General features: G+C 65.5%; 22 protein-coding genes. 10 read left to right on the forward strand and 12 right to left on the reverse strand.

Annotation, left to right across the window (positions count from 1 at the left end; all coding sequences use genetic code 11):
* Positions 1–113 precede the first annotated feature (113 nt).
* On the forward strand, positions 114–1,358 hold the full coding sequence (locus ASF31_RS11530) for a class I SAM-dependent RNA methyltransferase (RefSeq protein ID WP_055754782.1): 1,245 nt from the start codon (positions 114–116) through the stop codon (positions 1,356–1,358).
* Positions 1,355–1,756, forward strand: coding sequence for a hypothetical protein (locus tag ASF31_RS11535; protein ID WP_055754783.1), 402 nt, complete (start codon positions 1,355–1,357; stop codon positions 1,754–1,756). Before ASF31_RS11530 ends, ASF31_RS11535 begins: the two co-directional genes overlap by 4 nt.
* On the opposite strand, the gene ASF31_RS11540 is transcribed toward ASF31_RS11535, so the two are convergent.
* Positions 1,753–2,817 carry a PA0069 family radical SAM protein gene (locus tag ASF31_RS11540; RefSeq protein ID WP_055754784.1) on the reverse strand — a complete coding sequence of 355 codons (1,065 nt, stop codon included), beginning with the start codon at positions 2,815–2,817 and terminating at the stop codon, positions 1,753–1,755. The genes ASF31_RS11535 and ASF31_RS11540 overlap by 4 nt on opposite strands.
* A gap of 62 nt (positions 2,818–2,879) precedes the next feature.
* The gene (locus ASF31_RS11545) at positions 2,880–4,370 is read right to left on the reverse strand and encodes a D-alanyl-D-alanine carboxypeptidase family protein (RefSeq protein WP_055754785.1); all 1,491 of its coding nucleotides are present in this window, start codon (positions 4,368–4,370) and stop codon (positions 2,880–2,882) included.
* A 275-nt stretch (positions 4,371–4,645) separates the two neighbouring features.
* On the opposite strand from ASF31_RS11545, the gene ASF31_RS11550 reads away from it, so the two are divergent.
* The gene (locus ASF31_RS11550) at positions 4,646–5,137 is read left to right on the forward strand and encodes a phasin family protein (protein ID WP_082465129.1); all 492 of its coding nucleotides are present in this window, start codon (positions 4,646–4,648) and stop codon (positions 5,135–5,137) included.
* Positions 5,138–5,198: 61 nt separating this feature from the next.
* Here ASF31_RS11550 and ASF31_RS11555 read toward each other — a convergent pair whose 3' ends face one another.
* Positions 5,199–5,672 (reverse strand): nuclear transport factor 2 family protein, encoded by a 474-nt coding sequence (locus tag ASF31_RS11555; RefSeq protein WP_055754786.1) that lies wholly within the window; start codon positions 5,670–5,672, stop codon positions 5,199–5,201.
* Between the two features lie 172 nt (positions 5,673–5,844).
* Between ASF31_RS11555 and clpS the strand changes: the two genes are divergently transcribed.
* The 3 genes from clpS to ASF31_RS11570 all read left to right on the forward strand — a co-directional run bounded on the left by clpS (position 5,845) and on the right by ASF31_RS11570 (position 9,389).
* A complete protein-coding gene (clpS, locus tag ASF31_RS11560) occupies positions 5,845–6,174 on the forward strand; it encodes an ATP-dependent Clp protease adapter ClpS (protein ID WP_017504641.1) in 330 nt (109 codons plus the stop codon).
* A 13-nt stretch (positions 6,175–6,187) separates the two neighbouring features.
* Complete coding sequence (gene clpA, locus ASF31_RS11565; RefSeq protein WP_026108343.1) at positions 6,188–8,488, forward strand: ATP-dependent Clp protease ATP-binding subunit ClpA; 2,301 nt, start codon at positions 6,188–6,190, stop codon at positions 8,486–8,488.
* Positions 8,489–8,582: 94 nt separating this feature from the next.
* Positions 8,583–9,389, forward strand: a complete 807-nt coding sequence (locus ASF31_RS11570; protein WP_055754787.1) for a hypothetical protein — start codon at positions 8,583–8,585, stop codon at positions 9,387–9,389.
* A 4-nt stretch (positions 9,390–9,393) separates the two neighbouring features.
* Here the strand turns inward: ASF31_RS11570 and ASF31_RS11575 are convergent, their stop codons facing one another.
* Positions 9,394–10,539 carry a GNAT family N-acetyltransferase gene (locus ASF31_RS11575; RefSeq protein ID WP_055754918.1) on the reverse strand — a complete coding sequence of 382 codons (1,146 nt, stop codon included), beginning with the start codon at positions 10,537–10,539 and terminating at the stop codon, positions 9,394–9,396.
* Positions 10,536–10,994, reverse strand: coding sequence for a RidA family protein (locus ASF31_RS11580; RefSeq protein WP_055754788.1), 459 nt, complete (start codon positions 10,992–10,994; stop codon positions 10,536–10,538). Before ASF31_RS11580 ends, ASF31_RS11575 begins: the two co-directional genes overlap by 4 nt.
* 105 nt (positions 10,995–11,099) lie before the next feature.
* On the opposite strand from ASF31_RS11580, the gene ASF31_RS11585 reads away from it, so the two are divergent.
* Positions 11,100–11,996 (forward strand): hypothetical protein, encoded by an 897-nt coding sequence (locus ASF31_RS11585; RefSeq protein WP_055754789.1) that lies wholly within the window; start codon positions 11,100–11,102, stop codon positions 11,994–11,996.
* Between the two features lie 2 nt (positions 11,997–11,998).
* Here the strand turns inward: ASF31_RS11585 and ASF31_RS11590 are convergent, their stop codons facing one another.
* The 3 genes from ASF31_RS11590 to ASF31_RS11600 are packed head-to-tail and all read right to left on the reverse strand — an operon-like array spanning position 11,999 to position 15,348.
* Complete coding sequence (locus ASF31_RS11590; protein WP_055754790.1) at positions 11,999–12,739, reverse strand: polysaccharide deacetylase family protein; 741 nt, start codon at positions 12,737–12,739, stop codon at positions 11,999–12,001.
* Between the two features lie 36 nt (positions 12,740–12,775).
* Entirely contained in the window at positions 12,776–14,071 is a 1,296-nt protein-coding gene (gene pncB, locus ASF31_RS11595) for a nicotinate phosphoribosyltransferase (RefSeq protein ID WP_055754791.1), read from the reverse strand.
* Positions 14,072–14,079: 8 nt separating this feature from the next.
* A complete protein-coding gene (locus ASF31_RS11600) occupies positions 14,080–15,348 on the reverse strand; it encodes a DNA polymerase IV (RefSeq protein ID WP_082465130.1) in 1,269 nt (422 codons plus the stop codon).
* Positions 15,349–15,454: 106 nt separating this feature from the next.
* Between ASF31_RS11600 and ASF31_RS11605 the strand changes: the two genes are divergently transcribed.
* Entirely contained in the window at positions 15,455–15,820 is a 366-nt protein-coding gene (locus ASF31_RS11605; protein ID WP_164952723.1) for a response regulator, read from the forward strand.
* Positions 15,817–17,178, forward strand: coding sequence for a PleD family two-component system response regulator (locus ASF31_RS11610; RefSeq protein WP_045810078.1), 1,362 nt, complete (start codon positions 15,817–15,819; stop codon positions 17,176–17,178). The genes ASF31_RS11605 and ASF31_RS11610 overlap by 4 nt, the downstream gene beginning before the upstream one ends.
* Before the next feature lie 75 nt (positions 17,179–17,253).
* Here ASF31_RS11610 and rpmG read toward each other — a convergent pair whose 3' ends face one another.
* Positions 17,254–17,421, reverse strand: a complete 168-nt coding sequence (gene rpmG, locus ASF31_RS11615) for a 50S ribosomal protein L33 (RefSeq protein ID WP_003164451.1) — start codon at positions 17,419–17,421, stop codon at positions 17,254–17,256.
* 126 nt (positions 17,422–17,547) lie between these two features.
* Here rpmG and ASF31_RS11620 point away from each other — a divergent pair, with 126 nt between their 5' ends.
* Positions 17,548–18,114, forward strand: coding sequence for a hypothetical protein (locus ASF31_RS11620; RefSeq protein WP_055754792.1), 567 nt, complete (start codon positions 17,548–17,550; stop codon positions 18,112–18,114).
* Positions 18,115–18,116: 2 nt separating this feature from the next.
* Here ASF31_RS11620 and ASF31_RS11625 read toward each other — a convergent pair whose 3' ends face one another.
* Genes ASF31_RS11625 through rnr form a run of 3 tightly spaced genes read right to left on the reverse strand, consistent with a single transcriptional unit; the run spans position 18,117 to position 21,545 of the window.
* The gene (locus ASF31_RS11625; RefSeq protein ID WP_055754793.1) at positions 18,117–18,530 is read right to left on the reverse strand and encodes a DUF5990 family protein; all 414 of its coding nucleotides are present in this window, start codon (positions 18,528–18,530) and stop codon (positions 18,117–18,119) included.
* Position 18,531: 1 nt separating this feature from the next.
* The gene (locus ASF31_RS11630; protein WP_055754794.1) at positions 18,532–19,233 is read right to left on the reverse strand and encodes an NUDIX domain-containing protein; all 702 of its coding nucleotides are present in this window, start codon (positions 19,231–19,233) and stop codon (positions 18,532–18,534) included.
* On the reverse strand, positions 19,230–21,545 hold the full coding sequence (rnr, locus tag ASF31_RS11635) for a ribonuclease R (protein WP_055754795.1): 2,316 nt from the start codon (positions 21,543–21,545) through the stop codon (positions 19,230–19,232). The genes ASF31_RS11630 and rnr overlap by 4 nt, the downstream gene beginning before the upstream one ends.
* Between the last annotated feature and the right edge of the window lie 109 nt (positions 21,546–21,654).

The following is a 21,654-nucleotide window of genomic DNA, read 5'->3' on the forward strand; positions in this document are numbered from 1 at the left end:
GGCGAAGCTGAACGGCAATTGATCGGTTTGTTCATCTTCGTTCATGTTCAGCGAACCTGCCGCGATGGCCCTGCGGCTTGAGCGAAGGGAGACCTGCGGCTAGAAGCCCGCCGATGGATATCCTCACCATCGACCGCGTCGGCGGCCAAGGCGACGGCGTCGCCCAGACGCCATCCGGCCCGGTGTTCGCCGGCCTGACCTTGCCCGGCGAAACGGTGCGCGGCGTCGTCGTGGACGGTCGGTTGGAAGAGGTCGAGATCATCACGCCCAGCCCTGACCGGATCGCACCGGTCTCGCCACAGTATGGTGACTGTGGCGGCTGCTCGCTCCAGCATTGGTCCGAGGGGCCGTATCTGGAATGGAAACGAGAACAGGTGCGTCTGGCCTTGGCGCGCGAGCGGATCGAGACCGAGATCGAGGCGACGGTGGCGACCCCGCCGGCCAGCCGTCGCCGCCTGGCTCTTCATGCCCGTCGCACCCAGGATGGACGGGTGGTGCTGGGTTTCAAGGCGCGCCGCTCCTGGCGGCTGGTCGAAGTGAAGACCTGTCCGGTCGCCGATCCCCGGATCGTGGCGGCCATTCCGGCGCTGACCCAGGTCGCGGTTGCGTTTTTCGAACATCCGAAATCGGCGCCGACCCTGCACGTCACCTGGACCCTGTCGGGGCTGGACGTTGACGTGACCGGGGTCGAAAGGCGCTCGGGCGGCGGCCTGTCGGCTGACGCCCAGATGAAGGCCATCCAGGCGGCGCACCGGGCCGATCTGGCGCGCCTCAGCCTGGCGGGCGACACCCTGGTGATGGCGCGCCAGCCCAAGGTGGCGTTCGGTCCTGCGACCGTGTCCCTGCCGGCGGGCGGTTTCCTGCAGGCGGTCCCTCAGGCCGAGGCGGCGATGGTTTCTCGCGCGCTGACGGCGGTGAAGGGCGCCAAGAAGATCGCCGATCTATTCTGCGGCGCGGGGACTTTCACCTTCCCGTTGGCCACGGTCGCGCCGGTGATCGCAGCGGACGCATCCAAGCCGGGCATCGATGCGCTGAAGGCCGCCGTCGGGTCTGCCAAAGGGATGAAGGCCATCACGGCCGAGGCGCGCGATCTGTTTCGTCGGCCAATGAATCCCTATGACCTGAAGGGATGCGACGCCATCGTGTTCGATCCGCCGCGGGCCGGCGCGATCGACCAGACGGCTCAGATCGCGGACACCAAGGCCGGCGTCGTCGTGGGTGTGTCGTGCAATCCTCAGACCTTTGCGCGTGATGCGCGGGTGTTGATCGATGCCGGTTTCCGGCTGGAGGCAGTGACGCCTGTGGATCAGTTCCTGTGGTCGTCGCACGTCGAACTGGTGGGGATTTTCAAACGATGACCTTGGACGACACGAGCGAAGAAGACGGCGGCGGCTTCGACGCCGACGACTGGATGCGGCTAAAGCCGTTCACGGGGGCCGTGGCGACGCTGGATGACGTTCAGGCCAGACGTGCGGTGTTCGCCTTGGGCGAAACCGACGATCCGCGTCCCATCGTCATGGACCTGCCCCAGCCGGTCATCTGGTGGGAAGAGGACGGCGAACAGGCGGCGGTGGCGGTTCAGGCCGAAAGCCATCTCGGCGCCGATGGCGAGGAGATGGAAATCCTGGGTCTGATCCTGTCGGACGGGGAGGGCGCGGTGGCCCTGATGGAGGATGTCGATCTGGTCGATGACACCGATCCGACCTGGCGCGATCTGGTCACGCGCGCCATCGATCCTTCGGCGGCGGACGATTAGCCGAACAACTCCAGCTGAGGCCGGGCGTCTGCGGGCACGCGGAACTGAGTTTCGTCCAGCAAACGATGCGGCGTGTCGAGGCCGTAGCGTTTGACGGCGGCCTTGAACCGGGTTCCGATCAGTTCGGCGACAGGGCCTGTTCCCTTCATCCGCTGAGACCAGTCGGCATCATAATCCTTGCCCCCGCGTGTCTGGCGGATCAGGGACATGACGCGCGCGGCGCGATCCGGGCGGGCGTCGGCCAGCCATTCCCGAAACAGATCCTTGATCTCAAGCGGCAGACGCAGGGTGACATACATGGCCCGCGTCGCCCCGGCCTTGGCGGCGGCTTCCAATATGGCTTCCAGTTCGTGGTCGTTCAGACCGGGAATGACGGGGGCGAAACCGACTCCGACAGGACAACCGGAGTCCGCCAGGCGGCTGATCGCCTCCAGCCGCTTGGCGGGAGTCGAGGTGCGCGGCTCCATCGCCCGCGCCAGCCCACGATCCAGGGTGGTGATGGAGACGAAGGCCGAGGCCAGCCCCGCCTTGCCCATCGGGCCCAGAATGTCGGCATCGCGCGCGATCAACACCGACTTGGTGATGATGCTGAACGGATGCCTGAATCTTTGCATGACCTCCAGGATCGAGCGCGTCGATTTCAGATCGCGCTCCACCGGCTGATAGGGGTCGGTGTTGCCGCCTATGTGGATGCGTTTGCACCGGTATCGGGGTGCGAGGAACGCCTGTTCCAGCAGACTTGCGGCCTGGGGCTTGAAGAAGATCCGGCTCTCGAAATCCAGGCCCGGGGATAGGCCCATCCAGGCATGGGACGGACGGGCGTAACAGTAGATGCAGCCATGTTCGCAACCTTTGTACGGGTTGATGGAGCGGTCGAATCCGATGTCCGGGCTGTCGTTCCGGGCAATGATGGTGCGGGCGTGTTCAGGGGTGAGGGTTGTGCGCAGTGGCGCGGCCTCGGCGTCGTCTTGCGTCCAGCCGTCATCGAACGCCTGATGCTGCTCAGGCTCGTAGCGGCCGCTGACATTCGAGCGCGCGCCTCTTCCCTTGGCGGTTTCCATGGGAAGGACGATGCGACATCAATTGGAACAAAGCAAGAACATTTGTTCTCGCGGCTTTGGTCTCAGTCTGGGCCGATGACCATGCAGGTCACGCGACGCGCGGCCAGCGCCTCGCAGGCGGACTTTGCCCCGGTTTCGGTCAAGCCGACAAAGCGCGAGCGATACCAGTCGCCGGCGGTCTGGACGTTGCGTTCGGCGGTGGCGAACTGATCGCGGAAGCGGCGGTTGACCTCGGTCAGCCAGTCGGTCGCCACCTTTTCCTCGCGGAAGGCGCCGACCTGCACTGCCCAGCGACCGGCCGGCGTTCTGGGTGCGGCTCGGGCGGGTTCCCGCGTTGCGGACGACGCCGAGCGACGGGGCGTGGTAGACGGCGCGACAGCAGCATTGGCCGGCGCGCCGTTCAGCGAAGCGGTGACATTGCGGGGTGCACGGGGAGGGGCAGAGGCGGCCGGTGCCGAACCAATGGGCGGCAGCGTCGCGGCGGCCCGCTGGCTGGCTGCGCGCTCTGACGGGGCAGGGGCGACGCGGGTCGGCAGGGCGGCGGGCGCCGGTGCGGCCGTATAGGCGACAGCGGTGGATTCCGCGCCGACGCCGTCCTCGTCGTCATTGAGCGAAGCATAGGCGATCGGGGCGTCGGCGATTGCCGACCCGACGCCGAACCCGCGCTGCTCGAAGAAGGTCTGCGCCACCTGGATCCGCTCGCCCTGGGCGCGGCGGCGCTCGACCTCGAACCCGGTGTCCATCAGCTCGGCGACGTGGGCGTTGCGGCTGGCTGTCGAACGGCCGCCCAGGACCACGGTGATCAGGCGTCGTCCGTCACGCACGGCCGAGGCGGCGAGGTTGTAGCCCGAGGCGTTAGTGTAGCCGGTCTTCATCCCGTCATAGCCGCGCCCGGTCGGCAGCAGGCCGTTGGTGTTGCGATAGTTGCGGCCGTTGTAGGCCCAGTCGTGAAGGCCGAAATAACTGTAGTATTGAGGGAAGTCGCGCATGATCGCGCGCGCCAGAATGGCCTGGTCGCGTGCGGAGGTCACCTGACGTGCGTCCGGCAGGCCGTTTGCGGTGTAGTAGCGTGTCTGGGTCATGCCCAGCTGCGCGGCCTTCTGCGTCATCATATTGGTGAAGCGGGCTTCCGATCCGCCGATGTGCTCGCCAATGGCCAGGGCCATGTCGTTGGCGGACCGCACGGCGGTGGCGCGCATGGCGTTGTCCAGGGTGATGGTCTGGCCTGCAGCCAGGCCCAGTTTCGATGGCGGCTGGGACGCGGCGCGCGGCGAGATTGTCAGCACGTCGTTCACATTGGCCTTGCCCTGAGACAGCGCCTCGAACGTCAGATACAGCGTCATCATCTTGGTCAAGGACGCTGGATAGCGACGGCTGTCGGCGTTGCGCGCGAACAGGACCTCGCCCGTGGCGGCGTCGATCACGATGGCGGCGTAGCGGCTGTTCTCCTGGGCCGAGTAGGCGGTCTGGGCCTCGATCGGCCTGACGTTCGCGCCCAGAACCAGCGAAAGCGCGAGGACGGCGAACAGGCCACGGCGGAGAAAAGCGATCATGGGCGGGACAACCCCTCGGTGAGCAGGGTGCGACAGGCCCCCCGGCCGTCACGAACAGACAGCTAGCATAGGAAGCGCGGGTTTCGTGGTGGTTAACCGCGCGTCAACGCAAATTTGACCGACCGATCAAGGTTATCGCCGATCATATTGTGCATTGCACAAAAAGCTTGAAAAACCTTCGCACATGCAGCATATTGCGGGTCTGCGAGATCCTCTCGCGTCATTATTTCCGCCCTCAGGTCCGTCCCCAAGGGCCTTTTATCTGAGAGACGATCATGGCCGACGCCGCTGAAACCGTGAAGAAAACCGCCGACCAAGCCACCGCCGCTGCGACTTCGGCCGCCGCCAAGGTCAAGGCGCAAGCCGAAACCATGCAAGCCGCTGGCACTCAGGCCTTCCGTGAAGGCATCGACAAGTCGACGGCCTCGATGGCCGAGCTGAATGCGCACAGCAAGAAGACCCTGGAAGCCATGGTCGAGTCGGTCACCGTCGCTCAGAAGGGCGCCGAGGCCCTGTCGCAACAGGCGCTGGGTTTCGCCAAGTCCTCGTGGGAAGACGGCGTCGCCGCCTCCAAGGAACTGTCGACCGCCCGTTCGGTGCAGGAGTTCTTCGAGCTCCAGACCGCCTGGGCCAAGAAGTCGATGGAGCGCTATGTCGCCGAGCTGACCAAGACGAACGAGATCGTCACCGCCACGGTCAAGGACAGCATCAAGCCGATCAACGAGCGCGTCACCGCCTCAGTCGAAACCTTCCAGGCCGCTCGCTAATCCCGCGAACCGCCTGAAGAATCGAGAAGGCCCCGGAGTTCGCTCCGGGGCCTCTTTGCTGTCAGGGCAGGGCGGAATGGTCGTAGCTGAAGACCCGCGCCAGCTTCCACTCGGCTCCCTCCTGTTTCCACATCTGCGTGAAGCGGGCGCGTCCGACGCGGGTTTCGGGTCCGTCGCCCTGGCGTTCGTAGAAGACGTGCTCGCCCGTTTCGACCGCGCCGTAGTTGTTGATGGGATAGACGGCCAGACCGTCCCGCACAGCCTCGCGCCGGGACCGCCAGGCGTCGGGCGCGCTACGGTCCTGACAGCGCACGGCGTATTGCGCGACAAAGCCGTCGGCGTCGGTGGCCACGCGTCCGCCGCGGTCGTCGAAAAACTCGAAATCGTCGGTCAGCATGGCCCGAAGCCCAGCCGGGTCGCAGCCTTCGAAGAAGACGGCGAAAAGTTTCGCGTCGGCCGCCATGACGGCGGTTTCCAGCGGCGTAGGCTGGGAGAGGGCGGCGAGCGAAAGGGCGGCGACGAGGGCGGCGGGCATGGCGATCGGGAGCTGTTCAACTTGAGGCGCTCAACCTGAGCCGTTGACCTCCTGTGATCACGTGAAATCTTTGTCAGACGCCCTTCACGAAAGCCGTGACTGGACGCCGCTTCAATTCAGGCCATCATTCCCTATCTGAGAGCCAAGACGACTCCCCGATTACGGAACACGAATGCCCATACAAAGGCCCGGTGAGACCGGCGGCGGTCAAGGAACCGCCGTCGTCACCGAAACAAAGCCGAAGCTGCAAAAGCCCTCGCTCTATCGAGTGCTGATTCTGAACGACGACTATTCGCCGATGGAATTCGTCGTCTATGTGCTGGAGCGGTTCTTCCAAAAGAGCCGGGAAGAGGCCACCCGCATCATGCTGCATGTGCATCAGCATGGCGTCGGCGTCTGCGGCGTCTTCACCTACGAAGTCGCCGAGACCAAGGTCGCGCAGGTCATCGAGACGGCGCGCCGCCACCAGCACCCTTTGCAATGCACGATGGAAAAGGACTGAGAGGAGCCTCCCTATGCCTTCATTTTCCCGTCCTCTCGAAGAAACCCTGCACCGCGCGGTGGGATACGCCAATGCGCGCAGGCACGAGTATGCGACGCTCGAGCACCTGCTGCTCGCGCTGATCGACGATCCCGATGCGACCGGCGTCATGCAGGCCTGCAACGTCGATCTGTCGGCGTTGAAAGCGGCGCTGACCCTCTATGTCGACAACGACCTGGCCGCCCTGGCCACCAGCGACGGCGAGGACGCCAAGCCGACCGCCGGCTTCCAGCGCGTGATCCAGCGCGCGGTGATCCACGTCCAGTCGTCCGGCCGCGAGGAAGTGTCCGGCGCCAACGTCCTAGTCGCCATCTTCTCCGAGCGCGAGAGCCACGCCGCCTACTTCCTGCAAGAGCAGGACATGACGCGCTATGACGCGGTCAACTTTATCGCCCACGGCATCGCCAAGAAGGCGGGCGCCAACGAGGCCCGTCCGGCCAAAGGCGCTTCGCCCGAAGAGGCCGAGGATGCTTCCGCCGTCAAACAGGGCGGCGAGGCGCTGGAAGCCTATTGCGTCGACCTCAACGAGAAGTCGCGCCAGGGCAAGGTCGATCCCCTGATCGGTCGTCAGGCCGAGGTGGATCGCTCGATCCAGATCCTGTGCCGTCGGACCAAGAACAACCCGCTTCTCGTGGGCGACCCCGGCGTCGGCAAGACCGCCATCGCCGAAGGTCTGGCCCGCAAGATCGTCAACGGCGAGGTGCCCGACGTCCTGAAGGACGCCACCATCTATTCGCTCGATATGGGCGCGTTGCTGGCCGGCACCCGCTATCGCGGCGACTTCGAGGAGCGCTTGAAGCAGGTGGTCAAGGAGTTGGAGAACCACGACAACGCCGTGCTCTTCATCGACGAGATCCACACGGTGATCGGTGCGGGCGCGACCTCGGGCGGGGCGATGGATGCCTCGAACCTGCTGAAACCGGCCCTGGCGTCCGGCACGCTGCGCTGCATGGGATCAACGACCTACAAGGAATATCGCCAGCACTTCGAAAAGGACCGCGCCCTGGTGCGTCGCTTCCAGAAGATCGACGTCAACGAGCCGACGGTCGAGGATACGGTGAAGATCCTGAAGGGCCTGAAGACCTACTACGAGCAGCACCACAAGGTCCGCTATACCGACAGCGCCGTGCGCACGGCGGTGGAACTGTCGGCGCGCTACATGACCGACCGCAAACTGCCGGACAAGGCGATCGACGTAATCGACGAGGCCGGGGCGTCGCAGATGCTGCTGACCGAATCCAAGAGGAAGAAGGTCATCGGTCAGAAGGAGGTCGAGGCCGTCATCGCCAAGATGGCCCGCATACCGGCCAAGTCGGTGTCCAAGTCTGACACCGAAAGCCTGCGCGAACTGGAAACCGACCTGAAGCGCGCCGTCTTCGGTCAGGAACAGGCCATCGAACAGGTGTCGGCGGCCATGAAGCTGGCGCGGGCAGGTCTTCGTGATCCGAACAAGCCGATCGGCAGCTTCCTGTTCAGCGGCCCGACCGGCGTCGGCAAGACCGAGGTCGCCAAGCAGCTCGCCGCCACATTGGGCATCGAGATGCAGCGTTTCGACATGTCGGAATATATGGAGCGCCACACGGTCAGCCGTCTGATCGGCGCGCCTCCCGGCTATGTCGGTCACGACCAGGGCGGGCTGTTGACCGACGCGGTCGACCAGCATCCGCACGCCGTCGTGCTGCTGGACGAGATCGAAAAGGCGCACCCGGATGTCTACAACATCCTGCTGCAGGTGATGGACAACGGCATGCTGACCGACGCGGTCGGCAAGAAGGTCGATTTCAGGAACGTCATCCTCATCATGACCACCAACGCCGGGGCCGCCGACAACGCGCGCGCCTCCATCGGCTTCGGCCGGGGCAAGGTCGAGGGCGAGGATGACAAGGCCATCCAGCGCCTGTTCGCGCCGGAGTTTCGCAATCGCCTGGACGCCATCGTGGCCTTCAAGCCGTTGCAGGCCGATACGATCCGTTCGGTGGTGACCAAGTTCATCCTGCAGCTGGAAGCCCAGCTGGCGGACCGCAACATCACCATCGAACTGACCGACGAAGCCGCCGACTGGCTGGCCAAGAACGGCTTCGACGAACTGTATGGCGCGCGTCCGCTGGCGCGGGTCATCCAGGACTCGATCAAGAAGCCGCTGGCCGACGACATCCTGTTCGGCCGCCTGACGCGCGGCGGACACGTCAGGGTCCAGCTGAAGGACGGCAAGATCGACTTCGACATCACGAGCGCCAGCGCGCCCGCGAAGGCCGAGGAAGAAGAGACGGCCTGATCCTTAAAAAGGTGATGGCGAAAGGCCCGGCTGGCAGCAGCCGGGCCTTTTTAATGTTTCAAGTCGCTGGCGAACTAGGCAGTGGAGGGGCGTAATGAATCTAAAGGTGTGGAGAGCCTCGGTCGTTATAATGGCGGCGTTGACCGTTTTGGTCCTCGCTATCGCCGTCTGGTTTCAAGGTTTCAGTTTCCAGGGTGACGTCATCTTTGTGGTGGCATTTGCGATCTGTCTGCTGGCTGCGGATCGCACCTACGATTGGCTTTCGAAAAGATCACCTAGCCGGATCGCCGCCTACTCGTTGGCGGCGAGTGTCTTGTTGATCTGCGCTTTTGTTCTCGCGGAACTCATGGTGCGTCTGAACTTCGACAACCGCGCCTCAGTATACCCCTGGATGACCGGTTTCGGCATGCTGGCCACCGTCTCGTGGGTAGCCTTCGATCTGATCTGGCGGGGAAGGCTCGACGCCTCCGACAAATGGGTAAAGCCCACGGCGGCAGGCTTGGCAGTTGTGACGGTGCTCGCTTCGCTTTGGGCAGCTTTCACCGTTCCCATCGTTAGATCAGAGCACGTCACTTCCGCAGACTGCGCTTTGATGGCGCAAGCGTTGAAGGAATTTTCTCCGGAGGGCGTCACTGGAGGAATGCGGTTGGAGGCAAGGGCGAAATGCGATTGGCGTTCTTTAGGGCTGCCTGAGCCGCGTCGCCATCAGAGCGATATGACCGGCGAATTTCATCCTTGGTTTTCCGTCGAGCCTCCGACCTATTCTCTTTCGAGAACACGGGCCGCGCTGTCGGTCGGTCAGGAATGGGTCATGTTGGGCGGTGGTGGCCAGACTTGCTTCTATTCCCGGACGCTCAACGGGTGGCGGCAGGATCGTTGCGAAACCAGCTGGATCAGCTGACGACTTACGCCTGCTTGTAGGGCGAGAGTTCCTCGGTCATCGCCCGAATCTCCGCCGCGACGGCCGGGCGTTCGCCGTCCAGATAGCGGGCAACGGGATCGCGCAGGGCGGGGTCTGCGATGAAATGGGCGGAATAGACGGGGGAGGGCAGGTAGCCGCGCGCGATTTTGTGGTCGCCCTGGGCCCCGGCTTCGACGCGGGACAGGCCACGCGAAATGGCGAATTCGATAGCCTTATAGTAGCAAAGCTCGAAATGCAGGAACGGCACGTCTTCCAGCGTGCCCCACTGGCGGCCGTAAAGCGCGTCGCGGCCAATGAAGTTCAGGGCGCCGGCGATGGGCGTCTCATCCTGAAACGCCATGACCAAGGCGATCCGGTCGGCCAAGGTGGCCCCGACGCGGCTGAAGAAGTCGCGCGTCAGATAGGGCCGACCCCACTTGCGCGAGCCTGTGTCCATGTAGAAGGCGAAAAAGGCGTCCCAGTGGGCCTCGGTGATGTCGGCGCCGGTCAGGACGCGGATATCCAGATCGGCCTGAGCGTCGCGGCGCTCGCGCTTGATGGTCTTGCGGCGGTTGGCCGACAGGGCGGCCAGGAAATCGTCGAAGGTCCGATAGCCGTTATTGCGCCAGATGAACTGGATGTCCTGGCGTGGCAGCAGGTCCGCCTCGGTCATGGCTGACCAGTCGGCTTCGGTTGGGAAGTTGACGTGCAGTGACGACACGCCAAGCCGTTCGACCAGGGTCACCGCCCCCTGGATCAGGGCCTGGCGCACCGTGGCGGCGTCGGTCTCTGGGTGGTTCAGGAAGCGCGGTCCGGTCGCAGGCGTGAAGGGCACAGCGCCAAGCAGTTTGGGGTAGTAACGCCCGCCGGCCCGTTCATAGGCGTCGGCCCAGCTATGGTCGAAGACGTATTCGCCTTGGCTGTTGCCCTTCAGATAGAGGGGCATGACGCCCAGGACGGCGTTGTCGTCACCCCTCAGGGCCAGATGGCGTGGCGCCCAGCCCTGGCGCGGCGCGGCGCTGCCAGACGCCTCGCAGGCGTGCAGGAAATCGTAGGAGACGAAGGGGTCGCCGGTGGGACGCGCGCACGCCTCCCAGGCCTCGCGGCCGATATCGGCGATGCCTTCGTGAACCGAGATCTGAAAGATCAGCGGATCTCCACGATCGCATCGATCTCCACAGCGAAACCGAGCGGCAGTTTGTAGACGCCGACGGCCGACCGGGCGTGCTTGCCCGCATCGCCGAAGACCTCGACCATCAGGTCCGAGCAGCCGTTGATCACGGCGGGAATGGCGATGAAGTCGGGACCGGCCTGAACGAAGCCGCCCAGTTTGACGATGCGGACCACCCGGTCCAGATCGCCGTCGCAGGCCGCCTTGATCTGGGCGATCAGGTTCAGACCGCACAGGCGGGCGGCCTCCGTGGCCTGTTCCGGCGTCACGTCCACGCCGACCGTGCCCTTGATCCCGCCCGAGGCGTCGTTCGACAGCTGGCCCGAGATGGTGACCTGATCGCCCGAGCGGACATAGGAGACATAGCTTGCCACCGGCTTGGCGGGTTCCGGCAGGGTGAGGCCGAGTTCGGCGATGCGGGCTTCGATACTCATGGGGGCTCCTGTTTATCTGGGCGCGGTTTAGCGCGGGGCAAGGGCGGCGTCACCCGTTCGGCGCGCTTTAAAGGTTCGCCAACCGCACCGTGTCATGGTGCGATCATGGATATGCATCTGACCCCCGACGTCGCCGCCTTCCATGCCGTGCTGGCGCGGTTGTCTCCCGGCGACCGCGCGCGTGTGGACGCCGCCGTAATCCCGGCCGCGCAGAAGGCCGCCGAGGCCGCGCCGCATTGGGACTTCGAAATGCCGGCCAAGGCGGTGGATGCGCTGTTGGGCGCTGATGCATCGGACGATGTGCGTCGGGGTTTGGTTGCTGCCTGGGCGCTGCAACTGCCCGACCGTTCAGCGGCGATGAACCTGCCGGCCGAGGTCATGGCCCTCTATCCCTACTGGATCGAACAGTTGGCGGGTTTTCTGGACAAGGCCGAGGGCGACTACGTTTTTGACCACTGGTCCAAGGACGTGCGCTTCACCCTGGCGCTCAGCGTGCCGGGCGCGAAAAGTCAGGTGATCGACCTGTCGTCGCCGGTCGGGCCGGGCCAGATCGTCAAACACGTTCGCGACGGCTGGGGCCTCAAGCCGCTGTTCCGCTATCTGGCGGCGGGCGCCAAGCGCGAGCCTTGGCTGGAGGTTCACACCGAGAGCCGCTGGTTGCGCGGCTTCAACGAGGACGGCTGGAACGAGGCCTGGGCGACAGCGGCTGAACTGTGCCGCGCGCGGTCCGAACTGGCCGGCATGATCGGCTCCAGCTGGTTCTACGACCCACCCCTGACCGAGATCAGCCCCCGCCTGGCGCACCTGCGCCTGAACCCGCTGAAGGGCGGCGCCTTCATGGTCCATCAAGGACCCGGCGAGATCCATACCGAACGGGCGGCGACGGCGTCGGCGTCGCGCAAGGCGCTGATCGACAGCGGGGAATACACTGCCCGGTCATGGCTGATGATCTGGCCCCGCAAGGAGCTGATCGCCTGGGCGGATCGGCGTAACGCCGCCTGATTTCAGGCTGTCGCCATCCGCCACGCCGCCGCGACCGGCTGAATATCCAAGTCGGCCGCCTTGGCCAGTCGGATCAATCGATCGATGTCCTCCGGACGGCAACCATACGGCGTCGGGGCGTCGCTGACGTCGTGGCCGTAGGCGATCAGCAAGCCTTTGGATGAAGCCGTCTCCGCCACCAGCGCCTCCAGGTCGTAGCCGGGCAGACGACGGCTCTCCAGGCCGATGGCCTGTAGCAGATTGCGATCCGTACGCCCGGCGTTGATCCCGTCGCGGACGCCGCGCCCGCAAAGGAAGCGTTTGTCAATCACCGCTTTTGATCCCAAGGCGCAATCCCCGAACGGATAGGCGAAAGTCTGCATTTCGTATCCGTCCAGCCGTTCGGCCACCCAGGCGGCGTTGCGGGCCAGGCTGGCGTCCAGTTCGGCCGGCGAAAGGGTCAGGGTCGAGACATGCTCATAGGTGTGGCATCCGACTTCGTGCCCGGCCTCGTGGAGGGCTTGCAGATGCTCCACCTCAAACTGGGGCAGGTCCAGATTGCGACCGCCCGACAGCCCTCCACAGACATAGTAGGTCGCCTTGACCCCGTGCTGAGCCAGGATCGGCCCGGCCTCGGTCCAGGCCGATGCCGGGATGTCGTCGAACGACAGGCTGAGGACGCCGCGCGCGGCCCGCACGTCGGCAGGACGGACATCGAGATAGCGGCCGGCGCGGCGACGCATCTTGTCGAAAAAGGCGCTCATGCCCGCCTTGTCGCACGATGGGCTTAAGGCCGAGTTTCAGACCGTGACGGGTTGAGCCGTCAGACCGCGCACGCCGAAGACACGGCGATAGCGTTCGATCTCGCCGGGATCGCCGACCGCTTTCGCGGGATTGTCCGACAGTTTGACGGCGGGGCGACCGCCGGCCTCGACCACCTTGCAGACCAAGGAGATCGGCTCCAGTTCCGGCGCGAAGGCGGGCGAACAGTCGCGGAAATCATTGGTCAGATTGGTGCCCCAGCCGAAGCTGAGACGCGCGCGACTGTGGAAATGGGCGTGGGTCGCCTCGATCCCGTCGATGTCCATCCCGTCGGAGAAGATCAGCAGCTTCTCTTTGGGGTCGCGCCCATGCGCGCGCCACCAGTCGATCAGGCGGTCGCCGGCCGGGATGGGCGGGGCCGAGTCCGGACGGAAGCCGGTCCAGTCCGCGACCCAATCGGGCGCCTGCTCCAGAAACGCCTCGGTGCCGAAGGCGTCGGGCAGGACGATCAGCAGGTTGCCCGCGTAATGCCTGCGCCATTCGTCCAGCACCGCATACGGCACCTGGGCCAACGCCGCGTCGTCGGGCGCCAGGGCCGCTAGAACCATCGGCAGTTCGTGGCCGTTGGTGCCGATGGCTTCCAGATCGTTCTCCATGGCGTGCAGGACGTTGGATGTGCCGATGAAGGATTTGCCCAGCCCCTCCTTCAACGCCTGAATGCACCAGCGTTGCCAAAGGAAGCCGTGCCGCCGCCGCGTGCCGAAGTCGGACAGGGCGAGGTCGGGCAAGAGCCGCAGCCGCTCGACCTTGGACCACAGCCGCGTCTTGGCGCGCGAATACAGGATGTCCAGCTCAAACCGGCCCAGCCGCCGCATCCCGACCCGGCAGCGCAGCTCGTTTAGGATCGCCAGCGCCGGGATTTCCCACAGCGTCACCTCGGCCCAGGCGCCCGAGAAGGTCAGCACATACTGCCCGTCCTGAACCGACAGCTCGTAGTCTGGCAGGCGATAGTCGGTCAGCCAGGCGATGAAGTCGGGCGAGAAGATCTGCTTCACGCCATAGAAGCTGTTGCCCGCCAGCCAGACCAGTTCCTTGTTGGTGAAGCGCAAGGTGCGGGCATGATCCAGCTGTTCGCGCAAGGCGTCGATATCAACTTCGTCAGCCAGACGCACAGCCTTGGTGCGGTTGATGACCTGGAAGACGACCGGCACGTCGCGATGCTCGCGCCAGATCATCTGCAGCATCAGCAGCTTGTAGAAGTCTGTGTCCAGCAGACTGCGGACGATCGGGTCCAGGCGAAAGCCATGGTCATAGGCGCGTTTAGCGAGATCCATGCCCTGTCCTACGGCTTCAGCGCACGGCCCGCCACCACTGCGTCCTTGCCGAACTTTTCGCGCAGCACGTCGATGGCACGCTCTGTCTTCAAGGCGCGCGTCTCACTGGTCTGGAACAGGCCGGCGGGCGCGTCCTCCGCGTCCTGCACGTCCGCCATGCCGATACCGATCAGACGATAGGGGCGGCCCAGCTCCGGCTTTAGCAGATCGCGCCCCGCAGCGAACAAGGCGCGCGCCGTCTGCACCGGATCGGGCAGGGTGACGCGTCGGGTCACGATCTTGAAGTCGGTGCGGCGCAGCTTGAGCACCAGCACCCGGCTGGCGACCCCGTCGCGCCGGGCTTTGGACGCCAGCTTCTCGCACAGGGGCCACAGCTCGGCCTCCAGCGCTTCGGCCGACGTCAGGTCTTCGTTGAAGGTGGTTTCGGCGCTCATCCCTTTGCGATCGCGCTCGGGGTTCACGGCGCGCGCGTCGCGGGCGTGGGCCAAATCGTGCAGGCGCAGACCGGATTCGCCGTAGCGTTTGACTAGGTCGCGCACGTCTGCCCGCGCCAGATCACCGATGGTCGAATAGCCGTCGCTGCGTAGCGCCTTGCCGAATACCGGCCCGACGCCCGGCAGGGCGGTGACGGGGCGCGGCGCGAGCAGGGCCTGGGCGTTGGCGGCGCCGACGACGGAGAAACCGCGCGGCTTGTCCATCTCCGACGCCATCTTGGCCAGAAAGCGGTTGGGCGCCAGGCCGATGGAGACGGTCAGGCCGGTCTCCTCCTCGATCTGTTTCTGAAAGCGGATCAGCTGCAGCGCCGGGGGGCCGCCGTTCAGTCGCTCTGTGCCCGACAGATCGACCCAGGCCTCATCCAGCGACAAGGGCTGGATCAAGGGGGTCAGCTGTCCCAACGCCCCCAGAATGCGCTGCGATTCGAAGACGTATTTGGTGAAGTCCGGCCTGATCACAACGGCCTCGGCACAGGCCTTCAGCGCCTTGAACATGGGCATGGCGGAGCCGACGCCATACTGACGCGCGACATAGCAGGCGGTGGAGACCACGCCGCGCTTTCCGCCGCCGACGATCACCGGCTTGTCGCGCAACTCTGGCCGGTCGCGCTTCTCCACTGAGGCGTAGAAGGCGTCGCAGTCCATGTGGGCGATCGACAACTGGTCCAGTTCGGCGTCTGCGACCACGCGCCGAGATCCGCACGCCGGACAGCGGTTCTCGCGCGGCCCGGCGGGATCTTCGCCGGTCCACAGGCAGTCGCGACAGATGGCCTTGATGGCCACGCTTAAGGTCTCCGTAAGGTTGGCTTCACCCCAACTTAAGACTGGGCGCCTACGAATGCGACCAACGAGGCGTCCCGCGTTCGAGGGGCGCGCAGGTCAGGTGATGATGTCCAAGAAAGTCCTCATCGTCGAGGATAACGAGCTGAACATGAAGCTTTTTCATGATCTGCTCGATTCCCAGGGCTATGAGACCCTGCAGACCCGCGAGGGCTTGCAGGCGCTCGCCTTGGCGCGCGCCCATCATCCCGACCTGATCCTGATGGATATCCAGTTGCCTGAAATCTCGGGCCTGGAGGTCACCAAATGGCTGAAGGACGACGAGGAGCTGAACCACATCCCCGTCATCGCCGTCACCGCATTCGCCATGAAGGGCGATGAGGAGCGGATACGTCAGGGCGGCTGCGAGGCCTATATCTCCAAGCCGATCTCGGTCATGCATTTCCTTGAAACCATCCGGCAGCACCTCGGATGAGCGCCCGTATCCTCGTCGTCGACGATGTGGACGTGAACGTCCGCCTGCTCGAAGCCAAGCTGACCATCGAATATTACGATGTGCTGACCTGTAACGACGGCCTGTCAGCCCTGGCCATCGCCGCCGAGCACCAGCCGGACCTGATCCTGCTGGACGTCATGATGCCCGGCATGGACGGGTTCGAGACATGCCGACGGCTGAAGGCCCAGGCCGAGACGCGCCATATTCCCGTCGTGCTGGTCACGGCGCTGGACGGGCGCGAGGATCGGATCAAGGGGCTTGAGGCCGGAGCCGACGACTTCTTGACCAAGCCCATCGACGACGTCATCCTGTTCGCGCGGGTCAAGTCGCTGACGCGGCTGAAGCACGTCATGGACGAGCTGCGCGAGCGCGAGGAAAGCGGCCGTCGCCTGGGCGTCGATTCGGACAATGCTGCGCGGCTGCGTAGCGAGGGCGGGCGCGTTCTGATCGTCGACGACGACCAGCGTCAGGCCGAGAAGATCGCCCAGGAACTGGGCGGCGAACATCGCGTCACCATCGAAACGGATCCCGAGGCGGCGCTGGTTGCGGCCAAGGGCGCGCTGGACCTGATCATCGTCAACGTCGCCGCCGCCAGCTTCGACGGCCTTCGGATCGTCGCTCAGGCCAAGTCGGGCGATGCCCGCCGCGCACCGATCCTGGCGATCGTGGAGCCGACCGAAAGGCCGCGCATGATCAAGGCGCTGGAACTGGGCGCCGCCGACATCCTGCCGCGCCCTGTCGATACCGAAGAACTGTCGGCGCGGGTTCGCACCCAGATCCGTCGCAAACGCTACACCGACTTCCTGCGCCAGAAGCTGGACAGCAGCATGGAAATGGCCGTCACCGACGCCCTGACCGGCCTGCACAACCGGCGCTACATGACCGGCCAGTTGCAGGCGCTGGTGGGTCGTGCGGCCCAGGGCGGGGCCCAGGTGGCCGTGCTGGTTCTGGACATCGACCACTTCAAGTCGGTCAACGACAGCTTCGGCCACGACGCTGGTGATGAGGTGCTGGTGGAGTTCGCCGTGCGCCTGGCCACCAATGTCCGGGCTGTGGACCTGCCTTGCCGCATGGGCGGCGAGGAGTTCGTGGTGGTCATGCCGGGCGCCAGTCTGGAAGACGCCGGCCGTGTCGCCGAACGGATTCGCCGCGACGTCGCCTCCGCGCCGTTCCGCGTCATGGGCGGCAAGGAGCAGATCACCATCACCATCTCGATCGGCGTGGCCGCTACGACCGGCGACGGCGACACGCCCGAAGGCCTGCTGAAGCGCGCCGACGAGGGGGTCTATGAGGCCAAGGCCGCCGGTCGCAACCGGGTCATCGCCAAGGCGGCGTGACTCGGGCGTCCAGACAACGAAAAACGCCCGGCTGGAGACCAGCCGGGCGTTTTCAATTCTCAGCGGATCAAGGACTTACTTGATCTTGCCTTCCTTGAACTCGACATGCTTGCGCACGACAGGGTCGTACTTCTTGACGACCATTTTCTCGGTCATGGTGCGGGCGTTCTTCTTGGTGACATAGAAGAAGCCGGTGTCGGCCGTGGAGTTCAGGCGGATCTTGATGGAAGCCGGTTTGGCCATCGGAATTACCTCTGCGACGGCGAAAGCCGCTTAAAATAAGAGGCGCGGAACATACTCAGGATCGACCCAAAGTCAACGGGCGCGATGCCACGTTGATGAGGCGGAACGCACATATAGTCTGACCGCATGAAAATCGCATCCCTGCTGGCCGCTGCGGCCCTGATGGCCTTGTCATGCGTCGGCGTTGCAACGGCCGATCCGGCTCAGTCCCAGGACGATTTCCTGGCGCGCTTGAACGCCCTGTGTGGCCAACGATTCGAAGGCCGTGTCGTCACCACCGACGCCGCCGACGCCAGGTTCGCCAGCGAGCGGCTGGTCATGCAGGTCCGCGACTGTTCGCCGGACGAGGTGCGTATTCCCTTCGCCGTGGGGTCGGATCGTTCGCGCACCTGGGTCGTGACCAAGACCGACACGGGCCTTCGGCTGAAGCACGATCACCGACATGCGGACGGCACGACCGACGTGCTGCATTGGTATGGCGGCGATACGGTCAACGCCGGCACGGCCGAGCGTCAGGAATTCCCGGTCGACGCCGAATCGATCGCCCTGTTCAACGAAAACGACGCGGCGGTCTCGACCACCAATACCTGGGCGATGGAGGTTCACCCCGACCGGATGTTCGCCTACGAACTGCGACGTCCCAACCGGCATTTCCGCGTGGAGTTCGACCTGACCAAGCCGATGGCCGACTAGGGTCAGACTGCGCGCCAGGTCCGGATCGGCCGCACGGTGGCGCAGGCGGGACCGCCGTCCTTGGCGCGGCCGGGCAGGACGACTTCCAGCACCTCGCCTTGGCGCGCGTGGGCCAGCAGATCGGCGGGAATGTCGTGAACGTCGATCTTGGCGCGTCGACTCCATTCGCTGGCGTGCTGGCCTGCCGACGTGCCGATCGCGATATAGACGAACCGCCGCGTCGCGCCCTCGCGCCGCACGAAGGGGCCGGTCAGACGGCCATCCTCGGACAGGGTGACGGGCGCGTCGAAGCTGATCGGGCCGTCTGCGGCGATGCGCGGCTCGACCGGCATGTTCGCCTTGTCCTGCAGGCTGTAGGCGACGCCCGCGACCGGATCGGCGATCGTCAGGCGCAGGGTGATCGTCGTTCCGGCCATTTCAGTCCCTGTGTTCGACCGTGTGCCGACCCCGCACCATCCGCACGAAGGGCAGGGGCCGGTTCGGGTGTTTCAACCGCTCGGCCAACTCCCCCAACACAAACCGGGTGATGGCGGGCAGGTCCAGTGCGCGCGCCTCGTCCAACGGCAGCCAGGCGATCTCGTCCAATTCGCCCGACCCCGCGGTCGGCTCCGGGCTCAGCAGGGCATCGGCCGGGGCCATGAAGAAGCGGGCGTCGAACCGGCGGGTCCGGCCCGGCGGCGTAATTGCGCGCGCGACATAGGATAGGACCGACAGATCGGGCAGGGCGCCGGCCTGGCGATACTCGCGCCAAGGTCCGGCGACGGAGGCGCGGGGCGCCGGCCGCCCCAGAATGAGCCCTGTCTCCTCGAACGTCTCGCGCACCGCCGTCAGGGCCAGGGCGCGCGCACGGCGAGCGGGCAATTCGCCTTCCAGTCGCCGCGCAACCTCGCCCGACAACTCATCCGTCGCGGCGGCGTTGAAGTCGCTGCGATCGATCCGCCCACCCGGAAACACCCACTTCGACGCCATGAACACATGGCCAGGCGCGCGCCGCCCCATCAGCACCTCGGGCCGATCGCCGCCACGCGTCAGGATCAGCGTCGCCGCATCCTTCGGCCGCTGAGCCCCGCCGACACGCGGGGCGTCGGCCAGATCCTGAGCGGCGTCGAAAGGGGTCACTTGCGCTTGCCCTTCCTCACACCCTTCAGGCCGCCGGAGGGTTTGGAGCCGTTGCGGGGCTTGGGGCCGCCAGGGCGGTTCTTGCCGCGCATCGGCGGGCCGTCACCGCCGCGTCCGCGAATGCCGTAGCGTGGGGCCGGGGCGTTGGGATCGCGGGGTTCGGGCTCGCTGAGCATTTCGAACACCAAGCCACCCGTGACGGGGGTCGCCTCGCGCAGCTTGACCTCCACCATGCGGCCCAGGGTGAAGCGTTTACCCGTGCGTTCGCCGACAAGGGCGTGGGCGCGGTCGTCGTGGGTGAAGTATTCGCTGCCGAGCGTGGAGACGGGCACCAGGCCGTCCGCGCCCGTGTCCTCCAGACGAATGAACAGGCCGAACCGCGTCACGCCGGTGATCCGCCCGGCGAAGGTCGCGCCGACGTGCTCTTCCAGATAGGCGGCGATATAGCGATCCATTGCGTCGCGCTCGGCGGCCATCGACCTGCGCTCGGTCATGGTCACGCCCTCGGCGATGGCCGGCAGTTCGGCGATCTCGCGGTCGGTCAGTCCGTCCTTGCCCAGATTCAGCGCCCGGATCAGGCCGCGGTGGACGATCAGGTCGGAATAACGCCGGATCGGCGAGGTGAAGTGGGCGTAGCGATCCAGGTTCAGGCCGAAGTGGCCGATATTCTCGGGGCTGTAGATCGCCTGCATCTGGCTGCGCAGGACCACCTCGTTGACGACATCGGCGTGTTCGGTGTTGCGGGTCTCGTCCAGCAGTTTGTTGAACCGCTTGGTCGTGCCGGGCTCGCCCTTGTTCCAGGGCTTGCCGATAGTCGACAGGAAGTCGGCCAGGTTGAAGATCTTCTCCTGGCTGGGTGTGTCGTGCACGCGGTAGATCAGCGGCGTCTTCTTCTGCTCCAGCGTTTCGGCGGCGCAGACGTTGGCCTGGATCATCATCTCTTCGATCAGCCGGTGCGCCTCCAGCGAAGCGCGCTTTTCGATGGAGGCGATGCCGCCATCGGGCGCCATGCGGATGCGGCGTTCGGCCGACTCGATCTGCAGCGGGCTGCGCTTCAGCCGGCCCTTCAGCATGGCGTGATAAGCGTTCCACAGCGGATAGAGGATCGCCTCCATGATCGGGCCGGTCGTGTCGTCCGGTTGTCCATCGATGGCGGCCTGCGCCTGCTCGTAGCTGAGCTTGGCGTGCGACCGCATCAAACCGCGCACGAACCTATGTCCGGTCTTTCGGCCGTCCTTGTCGAAGACCATCCGCACGGCGAGACAGGCGCGGTTCTCGCCCTCCTTCAGGCTACACAGACCGTTCGACAACACCTCCGGCAGCATCGGCTCGACCCGATCGGGGAAATAGGTCGAGTTGCCCTTGTCGCGCGCCTCGCGGTCCAGCTGGCTGCCGGGGCGGACGTAGGCGGCGACGTCGGCGATGGCGACCCAGACGATCCACCCGCCTTCATTTTTCGGATCCTCGTCGCGCGCCGCATAGACGGCGTCGTCGTGGTCGCGCGCATCGGCGGGGTCGATGGTGATGAAGGGGACCTCGCGCAGGTCTTCGCGCCCCTTCAGCGTCGGCAGGGCCTGATCCTCGGCCTCGCGTTCGACCGCTTCGGAGAATCCGGTCGGGACGCCGTGGGCGTGGATGGCGATCAGGGAGGCGGCGCGGGGGTCATCCTCCTTGCCGATATGTTCCAGAATCTTGCCGCGCTTGGGGCCATAGCGTTGGTCGCCCTTTTCGACGGCGGCCAGGACCAGGTCGCCGTCGCGCAGGTCGCCGGACTGGGCCTGGGGCACCAGCAGCACGTCCTTGGAGCGGCGGTCGACCGGCTCGACGCGGGTCTCGCGCGCCGATTTGCGGATGACGCCCAGGACGCGGTTGGCTCCGACGTCCAGCTTCTTGATCAGCCGGGCCTCCCAGCCGTCGCCGCCGCGCTGGAACTTGACCAGCACCCGGTCGCCCAGGCCCGGTGCGGGGCCGGGCTTGGACTTGTCGGGCATCAGGATGGCGCGCGGCGCGTCGGCGCTGGCCTCGACCAGGCGGACATGGAGTTCGCCGTCGCCGTCGCGTTCGATCACATCGGCGACGCCGACGGGGGGCAGGGCGCCGGCTTCGGAAAAGCCCTTGCGACCGCGCTTGCCCAGTCGCCCTTCGGCTTCCAACTCGCGGATCATTTCGCGCAGGGCCCGGCGGTCACCGCCTTTCAGCCCGAAATGGCGCGCGATGTCGGTCTTCTCGGCCGATCCGGCCTCGCGCAGAAAGGCGACGAGGGTGTCTTTGTCGGGGAGACCGGCGGGCGGCCTCTTGGATGATTTGGTCATTATGTCTTTCGTAGCGCGGAACCGCGCCCTTGAGTAAATCTTGAGGGGTCAAATCTTGCGTGAGTTGACCATGTGAAGGCGGGGCTTCAGCTTCCGCCCGCCCCGAATG

The sequence above is a fragment of the Brevundimonas sp. Leaf280 genome, assembly GCF_001422455.1.
Lineage (GTDB): Bacteria > Pseudomonadota > Alphaproteobacteria > Caulobacterales > Caulobacteraceae > Brevundimonas.